The 20,163-nt window shown below is 71.8% G+C and carries 17 protein-coding genes and 1 riboswitch; of the genes, 8 read left to right on the top strand and 9 right to left on the bottom strand.

Translation table 11 applies throughout. The annotated features are described in order from the left end of the window. The first annotated feature begins 81 nt into the window (after positions 1-81). Both ACFV9Q_RS18350 and ACFV9Q_RS18345 read left to right on the top strand, forming a co-directional pair. Positions 82-810: an alpha/beta fold hydrolase gene (locus ACFV9Q_RS18350; RefSeq protein ID WP_377235559.1), complete on the top strand. Its 729-nt coding sequence runs from the start codon at positions 82-84 to the stop codon at positions 808-810. A gap of 22 nt (positions 811-832) precedes the next feature. Then, complete coding sequence (locus ACFV9Q_RS18345; protein WP_377235558.1) at positions 833-1,489, top strand: trimeric intracellular cation channel family protein; 657 nt, start codon at positions 833-835, stop codon at positions 1,487-1,489. 5 nt (positions 1,490-1,494) lie between these two features. On the opposite strand, the gene ACFV9Q_RS18340 is transcribed toward ACFV9Q_RS18345, so the two are convergent. The 4 genes from ACFV9Q_RS18340 to glyA form a co-directional block, all read right to left on the bottom strand. Further along, complete coding sequence (locus tag ACFV9Q_RS18340; RefSeq protein WP_377230855.1) at positions 1,495-1,977, bottom strand: VOC family protein; 483 nt, start codon at positions 1,975-1,977, stop codon at positions 1,495-1,497. Between the two features lie 92 nt (positions 1,978-2,069). Continuing rightward, positions 2,070-2,705, bottom strand: coding sequence for a flavin reductase family protein (locus ACFV9Q_RS18335; protein WP_377235557.1), 636 nt, complete (start codon positions 2,703-2,705; stop codon positions 2,070-2,072). A gap of 150 nt (positions 2,706-2,855) precedes the next feature. Then, complete coding sequence (locus tag ACFV9Q_RS18330; protein ID WP_377235556.1) at positions 2,856-3,737, bottom strand: bifunctional methylenetetrahydrofolate dehydrogenase/methenyltetrahydrofolate cyclohydrolase; 882 nt, start codon at positions 3,735-3,737, stop codon at positions 2,856-2,858. A 4-nt stretch (positions 3,738-3,741) separates the two neighbouring features. After that, complete coding sequence (gene glyA / locus ACFV9Q_RS18325) at positions 3,742-5,022, bottom strand: serine hydroxymethyltransferase (RefSeq protein ID WP_377231399.1); 1,281 nt, start codon at positions 5,020-5,022, stop codon at positions 3,742-3,744. A gap of 98 nt (positions 5,023-5,120) precedes the next feature. Continuing rightward, a riboswitch (ZMP/ZTP riboswitch) is annotated at positions 5,121-5,207 on the bottom strand. A gap of 176 nt (positions 5,208-5,383) precedes the next feature. On the opposite strand from glyA, the gene ACFV9Q_RS18320 reads away from it, so the two are divergent. From ACFV9Q_RS18320 to ACFV9Q_RS18310, 3 genes are all read left to right on the top strand, one after another. Then, the gene (locus tag ACFV9Q_RS18320; protein WP_377235555.1) at positions 5,384-6,214 is read left to right on the top strand and encodes a hypothetical protein; all 831 of its coding nucleotides are present in this window, start codon (positions 5,384-5,386) and stop codon (positions 6,212-6,214) included. Positions 6,215-6,376: 162 nt separating this feature from the next. Beyond that, on the top strand, positions 6,377-7,678 hold the full coding sequence (locus ACFV9Q_RS18315) for an NAD(P)/FAD-dependent oxidoreductase (protein ID WP_377235554.1): 1,302 nt from the start codon (positions 6,377-6,379) through the stop codon (positions 7,676-7,678). A gap of 38 nt (positions 7,679-7,716) precedes the next feature. After that, positions 7,717-8,109, top strand: a complete 393-nt coding sequence (locus ACFV9Q_RS18310) for a PPOX class F420-dependent oxidoreductase (protein ID WP_377235553.1) — start codon at positions 7,717-7,719, stop codon at positions 8,107-8,109. A 1-nt stretch (position 8,110) separates the two neighbouring features. On the opposite strand, the gene ACFV9Q_RS18305 is transcribed toward ACFV9Q_RS18310, so the two are convergent. Further along, on the bottom strand, positions 8,111-8,620 hold the full coding sequence (locus ACFV9Q_RS18305) for a GNAT family N-acetyltransferase (protein WP_285103188.1): 510 nt from the start codon (positions 8,618-8,620) through the stop codon (positions 8,111-8,113). 89 nt (positions 8,621-8,709) lie between these two features. Between ACFV9Q_RS18305 and ACFV9Q_RS18300 the strand changes: the two genes are divergently transcribed. The 3 genes from ACFV9Q_RS18300 (at position 8,710) to ACFV9Q_RS18290 (ending at position 11,020) form a co-directional block, all read left to right on the top strand. After that, positions 8,710-9,309 carry a GNAT family N-acetyltransferase gene (locus ACFV9Q_RS18300; protein ID WP_377235552.1) on the top strand — a complete coding sequence of 200 codons (600 nt, stop codon included), beginning with the start codon at positions 8,710-8,712 and terminating at the stop codon, positions 9,307-9,309. A gap of 9 nt (positions 9,310-9,318) precedes the next feature. Then, the gene (gene purU, locus ACFV9Q_RS18295; RefSeq protein ID WP_377231404.1) at positions 9,319-10,179 is read left to right on the top strand and encodes a formyltetrahydrofolate deformylase; all 861 of its coding nucleotides are present in this window, start codon (positions 9,319-9,321) and stop codon (positions 10,177-10,179) included. Positions 10,180-10,411: 232 nt separating this feature from the next. Further along, positions 10,412-11,020 carry a hypothetical protein gene (locus ACFV9Q_RS18290; RefSeq protein WP_377235551.1) on the top strand — a complete coding sequence of 203 codons (609 nt, stop codon included), beginning with the start codon at positions 10,412-10,414 and terminating at the stop codon, positions 11,018-11,020. Positions 11,021-11,226: 206 nt separating this feature from the next. Here the strand turns inward: ACFV9Q_RS18290 and ACFV9Q_RS18285 are convergent, their stop codons facing one another. From ACFV9Q_RS18285 to pulA, 4 genes are all read right to left on the bottom strand, one after another. Further along, positions 11,227-12,111, bottom strand: a complete 885-nt coding sequence (locus ACFV9Q_RS18285; protein ID WP_377235550.1) for a carbohydrate ABC transporter permease — start codon at positions 12,109-12,111, stop codon at positions 11,227-11,229. Beyond that, positions 12,111-12,986 (bottom strand): carbohydrate ABC transporter permease, encoded by an 876-nt coding sequence (locus tag ACFV9Q_RS18280; RefSeq protein ID WP_377231406.1) that lies wholly within the window; start codon positions 12,984-12,986, stop codon positions 12,111-12,113. The genes ACFV9Q_RS18285 and ACFV9Q_RS18280 overlap by 1 nt, the downstream gene beginning before the upstream one ends. Before the next feature lie 4 nt (positions 12,987-12,990). Then, positions 12,991-14,340, bottom strand: a complete 1,350-nt coding sequence (locus ACFV9Q_RS18275; RefSeq protein WP_377231407.1) for an extracellular solute-binding protein — start codon at positions 14,338-14,340, stop codon at positions 12,991-12,993. 236 nt (positions 14,341-14,576) lie between these two features. Beyond that, a complete protein-coding gene (gene pulA / locus ACFV9Q_RS18270) occupies positions 14,577-20,078 on the bottom strand; it encodes a pullulanase-type alpha-1,6-glucosidase (RefSeq protein ID WP_377235549.1) in 5,502 nt (1,833 codons plus the stop codon). Between the last annotated feature and the right edge of the window lie 85 nt (positions 20,079-20,163).

Genomic DNA, 20,163 nt, shown 5'->3' with positions numbered 1-20,163 from the left:
CATTCACGATGCGTTACGCGGGGGGAGATCGAAGGCGCCAGACCTTCGACGCAGCAGGACCGATCCGAGAGCGAGCACATCATGAACACCACCGCCACGAAGCAGACCGTCGTCCTGGTCCACGGCGCGTACGCCGACTCGTCGAGCTGGAACGGCTCGATCACGGCGCTTCGGCAGGCCGGACACCGCGTGATCGCGGTCGCCAACCCGCTCCGCGAGCTGGAGCAGGACGCGCAGTACCTGCGTGACGTGCTCAAGACGATCGACGGGCCCGTCGTCATCGCCGGCCACTCCTACGGCGGGCACGTGATGAGCCACGCGGCCGAGGGCAACCCGGACGTGACCGCCCTGGTCTACGTCGCGAGCTTCCTCGCGGAGCCCGGGGAGAGCCTGGTCGACCTCGTCGAGAAGTTTCCCGGGGCCAAGCTCGGCGGCGCGGCGCAGCCGTTCCCGTACACCACGCCCGAGGGCAGGCAGGGCACGGACCTCTACATCGACCCGGCGCAGTTCCACGAGCTGTTCGCGGGTGACGTCGACGCGACCACGGCGGAGCACATGGCGGCCACCCAGCGTCCGCTCGGGCTCGCCGCGTTCGAGGCGCCGGCCAGCACCGCCGCGTGGAGGTCGATCCCGTCGTGGGTGCTCTCGGCCACGAAGGACCTCGCCGTCCCCGCCGAGCTCTCGCGCTTCATGGCCGAGCGCGCGGGCGCCACGCTCGTCGAGGTCGACGCCTCGCACGCCGTGACGGTCTCCCGGCCGGAGTCCGTGACGAACGTGATCCTCGAGGCCGCGCGGTCCACCGCGCGCTGACTTCGGCCCGCCGAGCACCACCATGGACACGATCGCCCTCTTCGGCATCCCCCTCTGGGCGGAGCTCGCGGCGGTGGCGCTGGGCGCGCTCCAGGGCGCGCTCTTCGCCGGCGCCCTGACCGACCGCCGCATCGACGTGCTGGGCACCGTGCTCGTCGGCATCGGGGTGGCGCTCGGCGGCAGCCTGCTGCGGGACATCCTGCTCGGCGAGCCGCCCACGGTGATCTACGGACCCTGGTACCTGCTCGTCGCGACGGTCACGGCGCTGGCCGGGCTGTCGCTGCAGCGGTTGTTCGCCCGCCTCGACCCCGTCATCCTGGCGCTCGACGCCGTCGTCATCGGCCTGTTCGGCGCGATCGGCACCTCGAAGGCCCTGGCGCTCGGGGTGCCCGCCTTCCCGGCGGTGTTCGTCGGCGCGGCGGCGGCCGTCGGCGGCTCCGTGCTCCGCGACGTGACCCTCAACCTGCCGGTCGCCCTGCTGCACGTCGGGTCGCTCTACGCGGTCGCGGCCGCGGGCGGCGCCGCACTGCTCGTGGCATTCGTGGCCCTGGGGGTCCCCCTCCTCTGGGCGGCAGTCGCCGGCGTGGTGCTCACCACGCTGGTGCGGCTGCTCGCCGTGCGGTACGGCTGGAGGTTCCCCGAGCAACAGGCCCTGACCGTGCGACGCCGGCCGCGCTGAGCGGGCTACGCGCCGTCGTGCGCCGCCTGCAGCGCGGCGACGTCGATCTTGCCCATCGTGAGCATCGCGTTCATCGTGGCGATCTCGGCCGGCGTCGCGTACGAGCCGCTGAGCCGTTCGAGCTCCTTGGGGATCACCTGCCACGACACCCCGAACTTGTCCGTGCACCAGCCGCACGCGCCGGGCTCGCCGCCGTCGGCCGTGAGCAGGTCCCAGTAGTGGTCGACCTCCTCCTGGCCCTCGACGGACAGGTAGAACGAGAACGCCTCGTCGAGGGTGCGGTGCGGCCCTGCGTTCAGCCCGATCACGGGCTGGCCGGCCACCGTGAACTCCACGACGAAGTCCGTTCCTGCCTCGGCTCCCGGAGCGTTCTCCGGCGCCTTCACCACGCGCTCGACCGACGAGCCCGGGATGTGCTCGGCGTAGAACGCGGCGGCCTCGCCGGCCTTGTTGTTCCCGAACCAGAGATGGGTCCGCACGCTCACCATGATGTCCTCCTGAGTCGCTCGGGGCCGCGGCGGCCCCGTCATCAACTCTTCAGACGCCGCGGCACCTCGCAACTCATCGGGTGAGACCAGGGTCAGTGCGTCAGCACCCCGCCGTGCGGCATCTCCCACGCCTCGGCGAGACGGGACGGCCGGATCGCCGACCCGGCGCCGAAGAACTCGCAGAACTTCATGATCAGCGGGTCCCAGCCCACCGGGTCGACGTGGTGGGTGCCCGGCAGGACGAGCTCCTCGGCGACATGACTGCGCAGCACGCGGACGTGGAACACGGTGGCCCCGGAACCGGAGGTACCCAGCGGGGACTCCTGCTCGACGGAGCACTCGAGCTGGACCGGGCACTCCGCGACCCGCGGCGGCCGGACCAGGTCGGACGGCAGCCCGCTCAGGCCGGCCCGGTCGAACTTGTCCGGGACGAACTCGTACCCCATCGCCGCCTTGCGCGGCGGCACGTCAGGTCTGCCGGTGGTGAGCGCCAGCCGGTCCACGGCGTCGACCAGGCCCGACGGCACCAGGTTCAGGACGCACTCGCGCTCGCGCCGGAGGTTCGCCGAGGTCTGGGCGGAGTCGCCGAGACCCAGCGCGCAGTGGTCGCCGAGCCACCAGGCGGACGACATGGGCGCGAGGTTGGCGGAACCGTCGGGGTTCCGCGTCGAGAGGAGCACGACGGGCGTGCCGAAGTACTTGACCTTGAGGTCGATGGTCCTGTGCATGACCTCAGCGTCTCCTCGCCCGGCCCGCCGGGTCTGGCGGCTTTCGGCCGTCGCGCCCCTCCATGACCACGCCGAACGTAGGAGTAGTCGCTCTCTCGGTGCTGAGAGAGCGACTACTCCTACGTTCGACGGCGGGCAGTCAGGCGAGCGTCACGCCAGCGAGCGCTCCGCCGACTCCACCACGTTCGCCAGCAGCATCGCCCGCGTCATGGGGCCGACGCCGCCCGGGTTGGGCGACACCCAGCCCGCGATCTCGGCGGCCTCGGGCGAGACGTCGCCGACGACCCGCGACTTGCCCGTCTCCGGGTTGATCTCGCGGGAGACGCCGACGTCGATGAGCACGGCGCCCGGCTTGACCATGTCGCCGGTCACGATGCCCTTGACGCCCGCGGCGGCCACGACGACGTCGGCCCGCCGCACCAGGGCGGCGAGGTCCTGCGTGCCCGTGTGCGTCAGGGTGACCGTCGCGTTGACGGCGCGCCGCGTGAGCAGCAGGCCGATCGGGCGGCCCACGGTGACGCCGCGGCCCAGGACCACGATCTCCTTGCCGGCGAGCTTGATGCCGTGCCGCTCCATCAGCTCGATGATGCCGTGCGGCGTGCAGGGCAGCGAGGACGTGACGTCCTCGTTGACCCGCAGCACCAGGCGCCCCAGGTTGGTGGGGTGCAGGCCGTCGGCGTCCTTGTCGGGGTCGACGAGCTCCAGCACGCGGTTGGTGTCGATGCCCTTCGGCAGCGGGAGCTGGACGATGTACCCGGTGCAGGCCGGGTCCTCGTTCAGCCGCCGGACCGCGGCCTCGATCTCCTCCTGCGTCGCGGTCTCCGGGAGGTCCTCCCGGATCGACGCGATGCCGACCTCGGCGCAGTCGCGGTGCTTGCCCGCCACGTACCACTGTGAGCCGGGGTCCTCGCCGACCAGCAGCGTGCCGAGCCCCGGCACGACGCCGCGCTCGCGCAGCGCCGTGACGCGGTCCTTGAGCTCCGCCTTGATGGCGGCCGCCGTGGCCTTCCCGTCCAGGATCTGTGCGGTCATCGGCTCAGAGCCCCGGGTAGAGCGGGAACGCGGCGGTGAGCTTCTCGACCCGCGCCGAGAGGGCGTCGACGTCGGTCGCGGCGCCGTCCTTCAGGGCCGTCGCGATGATGTCGGCGACCTCGGTGAACTCGGCGTCGCCGAACCCGCGGGTGGCGAGCGCCGGCGTGCCGATCCGCAGGCCCGAGGTGACGCGCGGGGGGCGCGGGTCGAACGGGACGGCGTTGCGGTTGACGGTGATCCCGGCGTCGTGCAGGAGGTCCTCGGCCTGCTGGCCGTCGAGCTGCGAGTTGCGCAGGTCCACGAGCACCAGGTGCACGTCGGTGCCGCCCGTCAGCACGGACGCGCCGGCCGCGGCGACGTCGGGCTGCGAGAGGCGCTCGGCGATGATCGACGCGCCGCGGAGCGTGCGCTCCTGGCGGTCCTTGAAGGACTCGGTCGCGGCGACCTTGAACGAGACGGCCTTGGCGGCGATCACGTGCATGAGCGGGCCGCCCTGCTGGCCCGGGAACACCGCGGAGTCGATCTTCTTGGCGTACTCCTGCTTGGACAGGATGAAGCCGGAGCGCGGCCCGCCGATCGTCTTGTGCACGGTCGAGGAGACGACGTCGGCGTGCGGCACCGGCGACGGGTGCAGCCCCGCGGCGACGAGCCCGGCGAAGTGCGCCATGTCGACCCAGAGCTTGGCGCCGACCTCGTCCGCGACCTCGCGGAACGCGGCGAAGTCGAGGTGGCGCGGGTAGGCCGACCAGCCGGCGATGATGACGTCGGGGCGGTGCTCCAGCGCCTTCTTGCGCACCTCGTCCATCTCGATGCGGTAGGACTGCGGGTCCACGCCGTAGGCGCCGACGTCGTACAGCTTGCCGCTGAAGTTGATCTTCATGCCGTGCGTGAGGTGGCCGCCGTGGGCCAGCTCGAGGCCGAGGATCTTGTCGCCCGCGTTGATCAGGGCGTGCAGCACCGCGGCGTTGGCCTGGGCGCCGGAGTGCGGCTGGACGTTGGCGTGCTCGGCGCCGAACAGGTCCTTGGCGCGGGCGATCGCCAGGTTCTCGGCGATGTCCACCTGCTCGCAGCCGCCGTAGTAGCGGCGGCCCGGGTAGCCCTCGGCGTACTTGTTGGTCAGGACCGAGCCCTGGGCCTCCAGGACGGCGCGCGGCACGAAGTTCTCGGACGCGATCATCTCGAGCGTGTCACGCTGGCGGGCCAGCTCTCCGTCCAGGACGGCGGCGATCTCGGGGTCGAGCTCGGCGAGCGGGGTGGCGAGCGGGTCGGGGGTCGATGCGCTCATGGCTCCTCGATTCATGCGGGACGGGGAATGGTCGGACGGCGGTGGAGGGCACACGCGCCGTGACACGACTGGCCCGGGCGTGCACCTCTCACAAGGTGACCCAGGGCCCAGGCGAACGACCCGTCGTCGGCATGACTCGTCGCTCCCCGGTGGTGATCCACCTGACGCCAGTCGCGACCCGAAGATCGTAGCAGCGGCGGCCGGAGCCCGTACCGTGCGGCCAGCACACGCCCGCCGCGTGCCCACAGCGCGCCCGCCCGACACCCGTCCGACACCCGGCCGCAGGCCAGGAACCGCAGGATTGCAGCGAAAGTACCTGAGACCCTTTTGCGATTCATCCCGACGTCGCTACTGTGCCGCCATGCCCTCCCCCGTGTCACCGGACGCAGGCGTTCCGGAGCACCAGCCAGACCCGCGCCGCAGCTCCGGCCAGTTCGAACCGGTCCAGCGTTCCAGTCAGTTCCAGCCCGCCCAGCGTTCCGGCCAGTTCCAGCCGCGGACCGGCCAGTTCCCGGCCCGGTCCGGCGCGACGCCGCTGCCGCCCGGCCGGACCCAGCCGCCCGGCCCGGACCTGCCGTCCGGCGGGACCGGCGAGGCCGACGGCAAGGGCGGCCGGCGCAAGGGCGGCGGGCGGCGGGACTGGATCTGGTCCGCCGTCGCCTTCCTCGTCGCCGTCGGCGTGATCATCGCCGTGGGCATCCACTTCTTCGGGCCGGACGGCACGGACGACGTCGCCGCCGCATGGGCGGTCGACGCGTGCGCCGGACCGAACCCCTCGCCCTCGGGCACGGACGGGGCCGACGCCTACCGCCCCCTGCCGTGCGACGACGCCGACGCCACGGTCTCGATCCTCGAGATCCAGGACGCCGTGTCGTTGGCGCAGCTGCACTGCCCGGCCGGCACCGACGTCGTCTTCCAGAAGGACGGCCAGGCCGGCGGCGAGACCCAGGCGGTGTGCGCGCGCAACCTGGCCGACGACCACCCCGGGGACCCGGGCAAGGGCGGCGGACAGCTCGTGAGCGGCGACTGCGTGGACGGCGACGGCGGCGAGCTCGCCTGCTCGTCGGACGGCGCGCGCAAGGTCACGGCCCTCATCGTCAGCGGGATGGAGTGCCCCGAGGGCACCCAGGACAAGCTCGAGCTCGGGTACGACGCGACCCGCAGCTTCGAGACGGTCTGCCTCGCCGGCTGACCTCTCACCTGCGGCGTCATCCAGCGCTCACCCAGCCGAAACCAGCATTCATCGGGCATTGGCTAGATTTGCGACATGGGGCACCGGCGGCAGACCGTCTTCGAGCGTAACGTTCCGGCCAGGTCTGTCGTCGACCATGCCCTGGCCAGGACACGGCAAGCCGTGTTCTGGCAGGACGACCTGGGCGAGCCCGTCGCCTACCCCGCGCTGTCGGCCCCGGTGCGGGCCGACGTCGCCGTCGTCGGCGCCGGGTACGCCGGCTTGTGGGCGGCGCTGCTGGCCAGGCAGCGGCACCCCGGGGCGCGCGTGGTGCTGATCGAGGGCAGGTCCGTCGGCTGGGCCGCGTCCGGCCGCGACGGCGGGTTCTGCGGGACGCGGCTCACGTACGGCGCCCGGCCCGACGCCGACGAGCGCGCCGCGCTGACCCGGCTCGGCCATGAGCACCTGGCGGCCGTCGGCTCCGCCGTGACGGGACTCGGCCTGGACTGCCCGTGGGAGCGCACCGGCGTGGTCGACCTGGCCGTCGAGCCCCACCACATCGACAGGCTGCAGGAGGCCGCGAGCGCCGCCGCCCGGATCGGCGCACCGCACACCTTCCTCGACCGGGCCAAGGTGCGTGCCGAGATCGCCAGCCCCACCTACGAGGCCGGCCTGGTCCGCCCCGACGACGTCGTGCTCACGCACCCCGCACGGCTGGCCGCCGGGCTGGCGCGGGCGGCGAGCGCGCTCGGCGTCGAGATCTTCGAGCAGACGCGGGTCACCCGGCTGGTACCGCCGGGGCGGGGCGGGGGCGGCGACGTCGTCCTGCGCACCACCTCGCCCGCGGGCGAGGCCGCCGTGCGCGCGGACCGCGTGGTGCTCGGGACGGGCGCGTTCCCGTCCCTGCTGCGGCGCTACCGCCGGCACACCGTGCCGGTGTACGAGTACGCGATAGCGACGGAGCCCCTGTCCGCCGAGCTGCTGGGCGCCATCGGCTGGCGCGGCCGGCAGGGGCTGCGGGACCTGGCCCGCCGGGCCCACCGCTACCGGCTCACGGCCGACGACCGGATCGTGTTCGGCGGGCACGACGTCGTCTACCACCCCGGCGGGCACCTGCGCCGCGCCTACGAGAACCGGCCCGAGGCCTCCCGGCGCCTCGCCGAGCATCTCCTGACGACGTTCCCCCAGCTCGAGGGCGTCCGTCTGACGCACCGGTGGGGCGGCGCGGCCGGTACCCCCAACGGGGCCGGACCGTTCCTCGGCCAGGCCGCCGGCGGCCGCGTGCAGCACGTGGCGGGACTCGCCGGGCTCGGCGTCGTCGCGACGCACTTCGCGGCGGAGCTCGCGCTGGACCGCTTCGACGTGCTCGACGGCGGGGCGGAGACCGAGCGCACCGCGCTCCGCACGCTGCGGCAGGTCCCGGCCCCGCACCCGCCGGAGCCGCTCCGGTCGCCGGCCGCACTTGGCCTGGGCCGCGATACCTGATTGGCTGCGGCGAACGCCCGACGTCGAAGGAGCACGAAGTGACCAAGCCCCCGGTCCCGGAGCACATCGCGAAGGTCCTCGAACGCCCGAACCACGCGGTCATGGCGACCGTCCGGCCCGACGGCGCGCCCGTGTCGGTGGCTACCTGGTACCTGTACGAGGACGGCCGGGTGCTGCTGAACCTCGACGGCACGCGCAAGCGCCTGGACCACCTGCGCGCGGACCCGAGGGTCTCGCTCACGGTGCTCGACGGCGAGAGCTGGTACCGGCACGTGAGCATCCAGGGCACCGTGACGATCACGCCCGACGAGGGCCTGGTCGGCATCGACCGGCTCTCCGTGCACTACGGCGGCAAGCCCTACCCGAACCGCGAGAACCCCAGGTTCGACGCGTGGATGGACATCGAGTCCTTCCACGCGTGGGGCTTCTGAGCTACTTCTCCTGCGGCACCGGCTGCGCGCCCGCGGCGCCCAGCACCCGGCGCAGGTAGGTGTAGGTCAGGTCGCCCGCGGCCTTGTCGTACTGCTCCTCGTACCCGTGCTTCGTGTACAGCGCGAGGTTCTGCTTGGAGTCCTTGCCGGTGAAGACCCAGATCTCCGTGGTCTGCTCCGGCAGGTACGGGAGCACGGCGAACAGCATCTCGGTGCCGATGCCGCGCGCCTGCTTGTCCGGGGCCACGGCGAGCCGGCCGAGGGTCGCCTTCTCGCCCTCGATCTCGACGCGCACCGAGCCGATCATCCGGTGGCCCTCCCACGCGCCGATCGTCACCACGTCGTCGCGCGCCAGGTCTTCCCGCAGCTCGGCGAGGGTCTGGGTCAGCGGGGGGATGTTCGGGTCGTCGTACAGCTGGGCCTCGGTGACGAACGCCGCGCGGCGCAGCGTGAGGAGCTCGCCCGCATGGTCGTCCTCGACCAGGGCGATCGTCGTGGTGGAGTTGCTCATGGGTCCATCGTGTCAGAGGTGACACGCCCGAGTCGACGGCGACCACGGTCCGGGCGGCCGTGTCGGTGACCCCGCGTAGGTTCGGGGTCATGGAGCGCATCGAGGTGCGGCCCGCCGTCGGGCGGTACGACGACTTCTACGAGGTGGTGGGCGTCAAGAAGCCCGGCGGCAAGGGCTGCTGGTGCATGGCCTACCGGGACAGCCGCGTGGCGCAGGAGGACCGGCCGGGCTACATGCGGGACCAGTGCGCCACCGAGCCCGGCCCGGGCGTCCTGGTGTACGTGGACGACGTCGTCGCGGGCTGGTGCTCGGTCGCGCCCCGGTCCACGTACCGGCGACTGATGAACACCCGCACCATCCCCTTCGTCGACGACCGCGACGCCTGGGTCGCGGTGTGCTTCGTGGTCCGGGCCGGGTACCGGAAGCGGGGGCTCATGCACCACCTGCTGGCCGGGGCCGTCGAGCACGCCCGGGCCCACGGCGCCGAGGTGGTCGAGGGCTACCCGGTCGACGTCGGCAAGGAGCGGGTCGACGTGATCAGCGGGTACGTCGGCACGGTGCGCATGTTCGAGGCGGCGGGCTTCGAGCGGGCGGCCGAGACGGGCGGGGTGAGCGGCGGCCGACGGCGCTGGGTGATGCGCCGCGAGCTCTCGCGGGACGGCATCCCGCCCGTGGCGCCGGCGGGTTAGCCTGACCGCGTGAACGACGCGACCGCTGCCACCCACTGGATCCTGACCCTGTCCTGCCCGGACCAGCCGGGAATCGTGCACGCGGTGGCCGGCATGCTCGCGGAGCACGGCGGCAACATCACGGAGTCGCAGCAGTTCGGCGACCCGGCGTCGGGCCTCTTCTTCATGCGCGTGCAGGTCGAGTCGACGGCGTCGCGCGAGGAGCTCACCGCAGCGATGACGCAGGTGGCGGGCCGGTTCCAGATGACGTGGACGCTCGACGTCGTGGGCCGGCGCATCCGCACGCTCGTCATGGTCTCCAAGGCCGCGCACTGCCTGGTGGATCTGCTGTACCGGGAGCGGTCGCAGCGCATGCCGATCGACGTGGTCGGCGTGGTCGGCAACCACCGCGACCTGGAGGACATCGCCGCGTTCTACGGCAAGCCCTTCCACCACGTGCCCGTCACCAAGGACACCAAGGCCGAGGCGGAGGCGACGCTCCGCGGTCTCGTCAAGGAGACCGACGCCGAGCTCGTGGTGCTGGCCCGGTACATGCAGATCCTGTCCGACGAGCTGTGCCGCGACCTCAGCGGGCAGGTCATCAACATCCACCACTCGTTCCTGCCGTCGTTCAAGGGCGCGGGGCCGTACCGGCAGGCGCACGACCGCGGCGTGAAGATCATCGGCGCCACGTCGCACTACGTGACCGGCGACCTCGACGAGGGCCCGATCATCGAGCAGGACGTCGAGCGCGTCGACCACTCCCGCACGGTCGAGGACCTGGTGGGCATCGGCGAGGACGTCGAGCGGCGCACCCTGGCCCGCGCCGTCCGCTGGCACGCGGAGCGCCGGGTGCTGCTGGACGGCCGCCGCACGGTCGTCTTCCGCTGACGAGCGGGGCCGCCGCCGCTGGCGGCCGCGGGCGGCTGCCGCCGCGGGCCCCATGGATCCACTGAACGCAGAGTTGGTCGCTCTATGAGCGCCCATAGAGCGACCAACTCTACGTTCGACACCCAGCCTGACGGCACAGGCGTGGGTGCGGCTAGTAGCGTCTTGGCGCCGTTGCGTATATGCAACAGTCGGTTGACGCGCGGTGGTCGCACTGGTGCACCAAGATTGCGGGATGCCCGCTGAACCAGCCATGCTCGATGCCGACGACTTCCGCCTCCATGCGTGGGTCGACGAGTCGATGCGCGCCGCGCGCGACGGTGCCGATGGCATCTATCTGATGGCAGCGGCCGTCGCAGACCCGACCGCGTGCGACGACGTGCGCGACAACCTGCGCGCAATGACGGAGAAGAAGGCCGAGCGACTCCACTGGCGCCATGAGACACCGGAACGCCAGGCCAAGATCGCGGCGGTCATCGGTAACCACGACATCGTCAACCTCGTGGTCGTCGGGATGCCCCTCGACGCGAGACGGCAGGAGCGAGCACGCGCGATCTGCGCCGAGCGCCTGCTGTACGAGCTGGACGATCTGGGAGTTGCGCACGTATGGCTGGAGACCCGGCACCAGGCCCTCAATCAGCGCGATCTGCGCCTGGTCAAGGCCCTTCGAGGCAAGCGGTCGATCAGCTCTTCGATCAGAGTCGAGTTCGCACGCCCGAAGGATGAGCCGATGCTGTGGATCCCCGACGCCGTCGCCGGTGCGGTCAACGGTGCACGGTCAGGTGCCGCCGACGTCCTCGACGATATGGGGCGGATCAGCATCATCGACATAGCCCTGCCCTAGAAATGCGCGATGCCGGGCTCCTGACGTCCATCAGGGGGTCCCGGCTTCACTTCCGACACTCCACACGGGAGGCGGCTGAGACCAGGGTACCCCGGTGTTCCCGGCTCGGGCGAGTGATCGGCAGATCGTCAGGTGATCGGCAGTCCGAGCTGCCGATCACCTGACAATCTGCCGATCACCCGAATCAACCGGCCGGAGCGCCGGCGTCAGCCCTTGACCGCGCCAGCCAGGGCGAAGGCCGAGCCCGAGATGCGGGTGACCAGCACGTACAGCCCCAGCACCGGCGCGGCGTAGAGCAGCGAGTACGCGGCGAGCTGCCCGTAGGCGACCGACCCGTACTGCCCGAAGAACGCGAAGATGCTCACGGCCGCCGGCTGCTTCTCCGGGGAGAGCAGCAGCACGAACGGGACGAAGAAGTTCCCCCACGCCTGCACGAACACGAAGATGAACACCACCGCGATGCCCGGCCGCATGAGCGGCAGCACCACGCGGCGCAGCGCCTGCATCGCGGACGCCCCCTCGGTCCACGCCGCCTCCTCCAGCGAGATCGGCACCGAGTCCATGAAGTTCTTGGTCATCCAGATCGCCATGGGCAGCGACGTCGCGGCCATGAAGAAGATGGTTCCCGGCAGCGAGTCGAGCAGGTTGAGCTGCACGAACAGCGCGTACACGGGGACCATGATCGCCGTGATCGGCAGGCAGGTGCCGAACAGCACCGAGTACAGGAAGTACTTGCCGAACCGCATGCGGTACCGCGACAGCGGGTAGGCCGCGAGCACCGCGACCACCACCGTGATGGCGCCCGACCCCGCGGACAGCACGAACGCGTTCCACAGCGGCACCCAGGTGAGCTCCGGCGTCATGATCGCCGCGAAGTTCGCGGTGGTCACGGCGTCGGGCAGCCCGAAGGAGAGCGTGGCCTGCGCGTCGAACGACGCGACGACCACCCACGCCATCGGGAGCACGAAGCACAGGGCGATCACCAGCAGCACCACGTTGGCGGCCACCTTGGTCGCCGTGCCGCGGGGCGCGGCCAGCGAGCCGGCCCCGCTCCGGGCCGGCGCGGCGGGCCTCGTCATCGTGTCCGTCATCAGTCCACCTCCGGTCGGAGCGCGCGGATGTAGATCACGGAGAAGATCCCGCCCACGATGATCATCACGGTCGCGATGGCCGTGCCGTAGCCGACCTGCGCGAACTTGAACGCCTCCTGGTAGGCCAGGATCGGCAGCGTCGAGCTGTCCGTGCCGGGTCCGCCGCCGGTCATCACGTAGATGAGCGTGAACACCGACAGCGTCTGCAGCGTGGTCAGCATCAGGTTCGTCGAGATGCTCCGCCGGATGACCGGGATCGTCACGAAGGCGAGCCGCTGCATCCCGTTGGCGCCGTCGAGCTGGGCGGCCTCGGTGAGCTCGGGCGGTACCTCCGCGAGCGCGGCCGAGTAGACCATCATCGAGAAGGCCGTGCCGCGCCAGATGTTGGCGAGGATCACCGCGAGCATCGGGGTCGAGTAGAGCCAGTCCGGCCCCGTGATCCCGATGCCGCCGAGCAGCGTGTTGAGCGTGCCCTCGGAGTGGAAGAACGCGTACGCGGCGAACGCGGCCACGATCTCGGGCAGCACCCACGCGGCCACGACGATGGTCGAGGCGATCGAGCGCACCGGCTTGACCGCGGAGCGGAGCAGGCCGGCCAGAGCGATGCCCATGATGTTCTGCCCCACCACGGCGGACAGGAACACGAACACGACGGTGAGCCACAGCGACTTGGGGAAGTCGGGGTCGCCGATCAGCGCCACGTAGTTGTCGAACCCGATCCACTCCGGGTTCAGGGCGCTGGGCCCGGTGAGCGCGGTGTTGGTGAACGAGCCGTAGAACGACCAGATCACGGGGCCGAGCATGAAGAGCGCGAGCAGGACGACGGCGGGCGCGAGCGGAACCACCCGCGCCACGCCGCGGGACGAGACGGCCATCAGGTCAGCCCTGGACCGTGTTCTCTTCGCCGACGATGCCCGTCACCGCTTCGTCGTACGCGGCGGCCGCCTCCTCCGGTGTCTGCTGGCCGGTCATCACGGCCTCCATCGCGACCATGATCTCGTTGGAGACCTTCGGGTAGTCCGACGTCGCGGGCCGGAAGTTGGTCACGTCGACGAGGCCGGTGAAGAACTCGGTGGTCGGGTTGGTCGCGGTGTACTCCGGGTCCTCGGCGACATCGGTCCGCACCGCGATCTGGCTGTTCGCGACGTCGAACCACAGGGAGTTCTCGCGGTTCAGCGCCATCGAGATGAACTCGAACGCGGCGTCCGGGTTCTTGGAGCCGGAGCCCATCGCGAGGGTCCAGCCGCCCGACATGCTCACGGCACCCGGGTCGGAGCCGTCCTGGGTGGGCATCGGGGCGGTGCCCATCTTCTCGGACCACTCGGGCCACGGCGCGACGCCGGACTCGAGCCAGTTGCCCGCCACCCAGGAGCCGTCGAGCGCGATGCCGACCTTGCCCTCGGGCAGCCACTCGGCCTGCACGGTGTTGCCGATGTTGGTGTCGAGCGCCTGCTGCGGCGTGGGCGCGAGCCCCTCGCCGAACACGGTGGTGATGAAGTCGAGGCTGTCGACGAAGCCCTGCGAGCCCAGCACCCACTTGCCGTCCTCGTAGAGGGTGTCGCCGGTGCCGTACAGCAGCATCTCGAAGCCCTGCATCACCGCGGCCTCACCCTGGGGCTTGCCGGAGTACATGTTGAACGGGACCACGTCGGGGTCGGACTCCTTGATGGCCCGGGCCGCCTCCAGCAGCTCGTCCCACGACTTCGGCGCCCAGTCCTCGGGCAGGCCCGCCTTGGCTAGCACGTCCTTGTTGAACCACAGGCCGCGCGTGTCGGTGCCCATGGAGACGCCGTAGGTCTTGCCGTCGTCGCCCGCGCCGGCCTCCTTGGCGCTGTCGACGAACTGCTCCCACTCGTCCCACTCGGCCAGGTAGTCGTCCAGCGGCGCGAGGTATCCGGCCTCGACGTCGGACTTGATCATGTACGTGTCCTCGTACATGACGTCCGGCGCGGTGCTGGGCGACCGGTTCATCAGGGCGAGCTTGGTGAAGTAGTCGTTCTGCTGCGCCTCGATGGGCACCAGCTCGACGGTGATGTCGGGGTTGGCCTTCTCGTAGTCGGCCTTGACGTCCTTGAACAGCTCGTCGGCCTGCGTGAAGTTGCCGAACTTCTGGTACGCGATCTTGATCGTGGAGGCGTCGGAGCCGCCTCCGCCGGAGCCGCAGGCACCGAGCGAGAGGGCGAGTGCCGCCGCGGTGACGGGTGCGATGAGGAATCGTGCCGTGCGCATGAAGCTCCCTTGCGTCGTGCGAACCCGGCAACGCCGCCGGGCCAACTGACGCACACGATTCACCCCTGGCGGGCCCTAGTCAAGATCCACCGCGGAACAATTGTCAGCGCTGTCACCCCCCGCTGCCCTGGGGAGACAGCTGAGCGGGTACTCAGCAGGCGGGGGGCTGCCGTAACTCCGCGAGTTACGGTCGCCGCCCGCCTGGTGAGCGGCCGCTCAGTGGTGCCTCAGTGACCTCAGCGGCCCCGGGGGTCCGTCAGGACCGCCACCGTGCGGGGCGGGACCGTGACCGTGCCCGCGGCCCGGTCCCAGGTGGTCGCCCGCACCACCGGGTCCGCGCCACGCGCCTGGATGCGCGAGAGCGCGTAGTCCCGGCCGGAGAGCTCGGGCACCTCGACCGTGGCCACGTCGGGTGACGCGTTGAACACCACCAGCACGCCGTCCAGCCTGCGGTCGACGTCGGTCCGGCCCGCGCGGTCGTCGATCGACATGGTGATCACGCCGGGGGTGGCGTCCGGCCCGGAGCCGGGGAACGTCACCTTCTGCTGGATCAGCTCGGCCGAGCCCAGGCGGAACAGCTCGGTCGAGTGCCGCAGCTCCAGCAGCTCGCGCGCCTGCGCGGCGGAGAACCCGATGTCGTCGGCGTCCGGCTTCAGCGCGGCGTCGGCGAGCAGGGGCTGCTGGTACGGCCACTTGTCCGCGTTGTCGGCGGCCATGGGCAGGCCGCGGCCGAACCCGTTGTCCTGCCCCGACCAGTCGATCGTGTTGAACCAGTCGCCGGAGTCGAACGAGTTGCGGTCCAGGGACTTGGAGCGCAGCAGGTCGGTGCCCGCGTGCCAGAACGAGGGCGACTGCGACAGCGCGGTCGTGGCCAGCGAGACCGTGTTCATCCGCACCCGGTCGGACATGGTGGTGTCCGCCGGCAGCTTGAGGGTGAGCAGGTCGAACAGCGTCTCGTTGTCGTGCGCGTCCACGTACGTGACGACCTCCTCGGGCGAGTCCGCGTAGCCCGCGGGCGCGCCCCGGTAGTCGAGCTCGTCGCCCCGGACCCGCTCCCCGGTCGAGGTCGTGACCTCGTAGGCGCGCAGGTTGCCGGCCAGCCCGAGCTTCACCAGGTCGGTCTGGTGCGCCAGGTCGGCCGCCTCGTCGGCGCCGCCGTCGTTGACCGACGCCGGGTCCTCCAGCCGCGCGTCCCGCCCGTTCGGGTCGGTGAACAGGCCGGTGCCGAAGCCCTGCGTGAACAGGGACGAGCCGTCGACGGGCGAGCCGCCGTGAACGGCGTCGCGCAGGCGGTCGCTGAAGGTGCCGATGCCGGTGCCGCCGAGCTGGCCCTGCGTGGCCTGCTCGAACCGGGCGTTGCCCGCGACCTCGCCGAAGTCCCAGCCCTCGCCGTACAGGTACACACTCTTGCCGTCGACCCCGTCGCGGCGCAGCGTGAGCGCGTCGAGGCCCGCCCGCACGGCCTCCATGTTCGCGCGGGAGTGGTGCCCCATCAGGTCGAACCGGAACCCGTCCACGTGGTAGTCGCGGGCCCAGGTGACCACGGAGTCCACCATCAGCTTCTGCGCCATGGCGTGCTCGGTGGCGATGTTCTGGCAGCAGGTGCTGGTCTCGACGGCGCCCGTCGTCGCGTTCTGCCGGTGGTAGTAGCCCGGCACCACGCGGTCCAGCACCGACTTCGGGTCCTGGCCCGACGCCGCCGTGTGGTTGAACACCTGGTCCAGCACCACCTGGAGCCCGGCGCCGTGCAGGTTGCCGACCATCGAGCGGAACTCGGCCACGCGCGCCCCGCCGTCGGCCTGCACCGCGTAGGAGCCCTCCGGCGCCATGAAGTGGAGCGGGTCGTAGCCCCAGTTGAAGGCGTCGCTCCCCTGCACCTCGGCGACGGCGGCCTGCTGCTCCGTGCCGTCGGCCGCGAACCCGGACAGGTCGCCCGTGGTGGCCTGGTCGGCCCGGTCCTCGGGGATCGTCGCGATGTCGAACGTGGGCAGCAGGTGCACGGTCGTGAGCCCGGCGTCGGCCAGCGAGCGCAGGTGCCTCATGCCGTCCGAGCCCTTGACCCCGAACGCGCCGTAGGTGCCGCGCAGGCGCGCGGGGACGGTCTCGTCGGAGCTGGAGAAGTCGCGCACGTGCAGCTCGTAGATCGTCTGGTCCACGGCTCGCTCCACCCGCGGCGCGGGCGTGCTGCGCCAGACCTTGGGCTGCCACGCCTTGTCGTCGAGATCGAGGGCGACCGAGTGGGTCGAGTCGAGCGTGAGGCCCACCGAGTAGGGGTCGGTCACCACGTTGGTCTCGACCTGGCCGGTGCTCGGCACGTACACCTCGACGGCGTAGCGGTACCGGGTGCCCTGCCAGTCGAGCCGGCGGTCGGCGCGGCCGCCGTCGAGCGTCCAGGCTCCGTCCCGCTGGCGGGTCATCGCGAAGGTGCGCGGCTCGGCGTCCAGCGCCCGGCCCGCGGGCCAGGCCTGCAGCGTCACCGTGCGGGCGGTGGGGGCCCACAGCGCGAACGCGGCCTTCTTGCTCCCCTGCCAGGTCACGCCCAGCGCGCGGTCGGTCGCGAACAGGTCGTCCAGCACGCCGGGGATCTGCACGCCGGTCGCGGCGGTCAGGGTCTCGCCGTCGTGCCGGGTCAGGCGCAGCGCCCCCTGCAGGGCCGACGTCGCCGCCGCGCGGCTCAGGCCCTCGACCTCCAGGGCGAGGTACCCGGCCAGGTGGGGGAAGTCCGCGGCGACGTCCGCGGGCACGTCGCCGGTGCCGCCCGCCGGGGTCAGGGCGTACGACGCCGTCTCCGTCTCCAGCGCCCAGGTGTCGCCACTGCCGAAGCTCGCGGCCGGGACCAGGACCAGCCCCTCCCGCACCCAGTGCGCGGCCTGCTGGCCCTCGCCGGGCGTGCCCGGGGTGCCGACCTCGACCGACGGCACCTTGGTCTCCGGGTCCCAGGTGAAGGTGACCGGGCCGCCGCCCGTCGAGTAGGCGACGTTGGCGCCGTCCCGCACGCCGTCGGCGCCGTAGTTCTCCGCCCAGGAGCCGTTGACCGCCACCTTGAACTCGTAGGACCCGGCGGGCAGCTCGAACGTGCCCGTGTACGTGCCGTCGTCGGCGAGGGTGAGGCGCGCGGCCTCGCAGTCCGGGGTCCAGTCGCCGGCGCACCCCATCTCGCTGTTGTGCGAGCCGGGCACGGTGACCAGGTCGATGTCGGGGTCCGTGGGGTCATCCACGACGCCGCTGACGTCCACGCCCACCGACGCGTACGAACTGGCGGCGGAGCGGTCGCCGTCGGCGTCGCGCGTGACCGCGCGGTACTCGACCAGCGTGCCCTCGGGCAGGTCTGCGCCGTTCGCCGACACGTCGTGGAAGACGCGCGGGGAGGTGTCCTCGGCGGTGCCGAGGTCGTGCCACTCGGCGGAGCCCACTGCGCGCCAGGCGAACGAGGTCTCGGCCCAGGCGTCGTCGATCCCGGCGGCCACGGGGGCCACGCCGGTCACCGCGGCACCCGGCCGGGCGCTCGTCCCGGGGACGACGGCGGCGACGCCGGTCGAGTCGGCGCCCACCGTGCGGTCCGCGACCAGCACGATCGCGGAGCGGGCCGGGACGGTCAGCGTGACCGTGCCGTCGGCGTCGGCCGTGACCTCGGTGCTGGTGCCGTACAGCGGGGCGAAGGTCGCGCCCGGCGTGAGCGAGTCGAAGGTGACGGTGCGCTGCTGCGCGGCGTTGTTGGCGGCGACGAGGTGCTCGACCCGCTCCTCGCGATCGACGCGGGAGAAGGCGTAGACACCTGCGCCGTCCTCGGCGTAGCGCTCGATCTGGGCGCCGGTGGCCAGGGCCGGGTGCTCCTCGCGGAGGTCGGCCAGGGCGGCGATGTGCTCGTAGAGCGGCGCGTCGGTGGCGTACCTGTCGGTGCTGCCGGCCTGCTCGCCGGTGACCAGCGGCTGGTCGGCGTACTCGTCGACCTGCGTGGCGAACAGGGTCTGCCGCGCGTCCTTGTCGCCGCCGGTGCCCGCGAAGCCCTGCTCGTCGCCGTAGTAGACCACCGGCTGGCCGCGCGTGAGGTACATGAGCTCGTGTGCCAGCTCGTCCCGCTCCAGCGGGTTCTCGGCGCCCGCCAGCATGTAGCCGACGCGGCCCATGTCGTGGTTGCCCAAGAACGTCGGCAGGGCGGACGCGCTGCTGTGCGGCGTCGTGTACAGGTCGTCGGAGGCATACAGGTCGGCGAGCCGCTGCGCGCTGTTGCCGCTGGCGAAGCTCGTGGCCGCCGACTGGAACGAGAAGTCGAGCACCGAGCTCATGTCGGTGCGGCGCACGTACGGGGAGGTCTTGGCGGCGTCGGCGTCGTACACCTCGCCGAACGTGAAGAACTCGTCCTTGCCCTGCGCGCGGGCGTAGTCCTGGATCTCGGTGGACCACTCCTCCCAGAACTCGAAGTTCACATGTTTGACCGTGTCGATGCGGAAGCCGTCGATGCCCAGGTCGATCCACGCCTTGTAGATCTCCTCGAAGCCGTCCACCACGCGCGGGTGCTCGGTCATGAGGTCGTCCAGGCCGCTGAAGTCACCGTACGTGACCGACTCGCCCTCCCACGTCGAGTTGCCCCGGTTGTGGTAGAGCGTGGGGTCGTTGAGCCAGGCCGGGACCTTGACGTCCTGGTCGGCCGGGTCGACGACGGGCGTGTACGGGAAGCTCGTGGCCGCGTCGAGCTCGGGGAAGTCGCCCGTGCCGGCGAGGTCCGCGGGGTCGAACGGGGTGCCGGCGGCGTCCCGGTACGGGGTGGTCGCCTGGTCCACGTAGTCGTAGGTGCCCTCGGCGTAGTCGACGACGTCGGCCGTGTGGTTGGTGATGATGTCGAAGTAGACCTTGAGCCCGCGGGCGTGGGCGTCGTCGATCAGCGCCGCCAGCTCCGCGTTGGTGCCCAGGTGCGGGTCGATCCGCGTGAAGTCGGTGATCCAGTAGCCGTGGTAGCCGGCGCTCACGTCGGCGCCCGAGCCCTGCACCGGGCGGTTGAGGAAGCTCGGGGTGAGCCAGATCGCGGTGGTGCCCAGGTCCTCGATGTAGTCGAGGTTCTGCCGCAGGCCCGCGAGGTCGCCGCCCTGGTAGAAGCCCTTGTCGGTCGGGTCGAAGCCGGTGGTGAGCCGGTCGCCGTCCAGGCCGCCCTCGTTGTTGGCCGGGTCGCCGTCGGCGAACCGGTCGGTCATCACGAAGTAGAAGCGCTCGTCGCTGCCCGGCTCACGCACGGGGTCGTGCACGAGGGCGTCGTCCGCCTCCGTCCAGTCCCCGGCCAGGGTGAGCGGCGTCAGGGCAGTGCGGTGGGTCGTGTCGTCGTAGGAGACGCGGACGCGCGCCGGTCCCTCCAGGTGGAGCGGGGCGTTCTCGGCGCCGCCGTCGCGCCCGTAGGACTCGTCCCACGCGTCGTCCAGGGCGACCTTGTACTCGTAGGTGCCCGCGGGGACCTCGAACTCGGCCACGAAGGTGCCGTCGCCCTGGGCCACGAGCTCCGTGTCCGCGCAGGCCGGGTCCCAGTCGGCGGCACAGCCGAGCTCGTCCTGGAGGCTGCCGACCAGGGCGGCCGTGCGGTCCTGCGTAGCCAGCGGCACGACGCCGGCCGCGGCGGCCGACGTCGAGGCCGCGAGCCCGAGCGAGGCCAGGAGGGCGACGGCAGCCAGCCCTGCCCCCGCACGCCGGCGCGCTGCGGGCCCACGGGCCGGGCGGGGATGAGCCGAGCGCGGGCGCGCGGTGCGAGACATGGATGACCCCTTCGTCGTCCGGAACCCAAGTGTCCGAGCGCGACTGTAACGCTTGCAGAACCTTGCAGCAAGCGTCCGGAGTGAC

It is taken from the genome of Promicromonospora sp. NPDC059942 (assembly GCF_042731755.1).
Taxonomy (GTDB): domain Bacteria; phylum Actinomycetota; class Actinomycetes; order Actinomycetales; family Cellulomonadaceae; genus Promicromonospora.
Note: the sequence above shows the minus strand (reverse complement) of the source record. Positions and strands in the feature narration are given on the sequence as shown.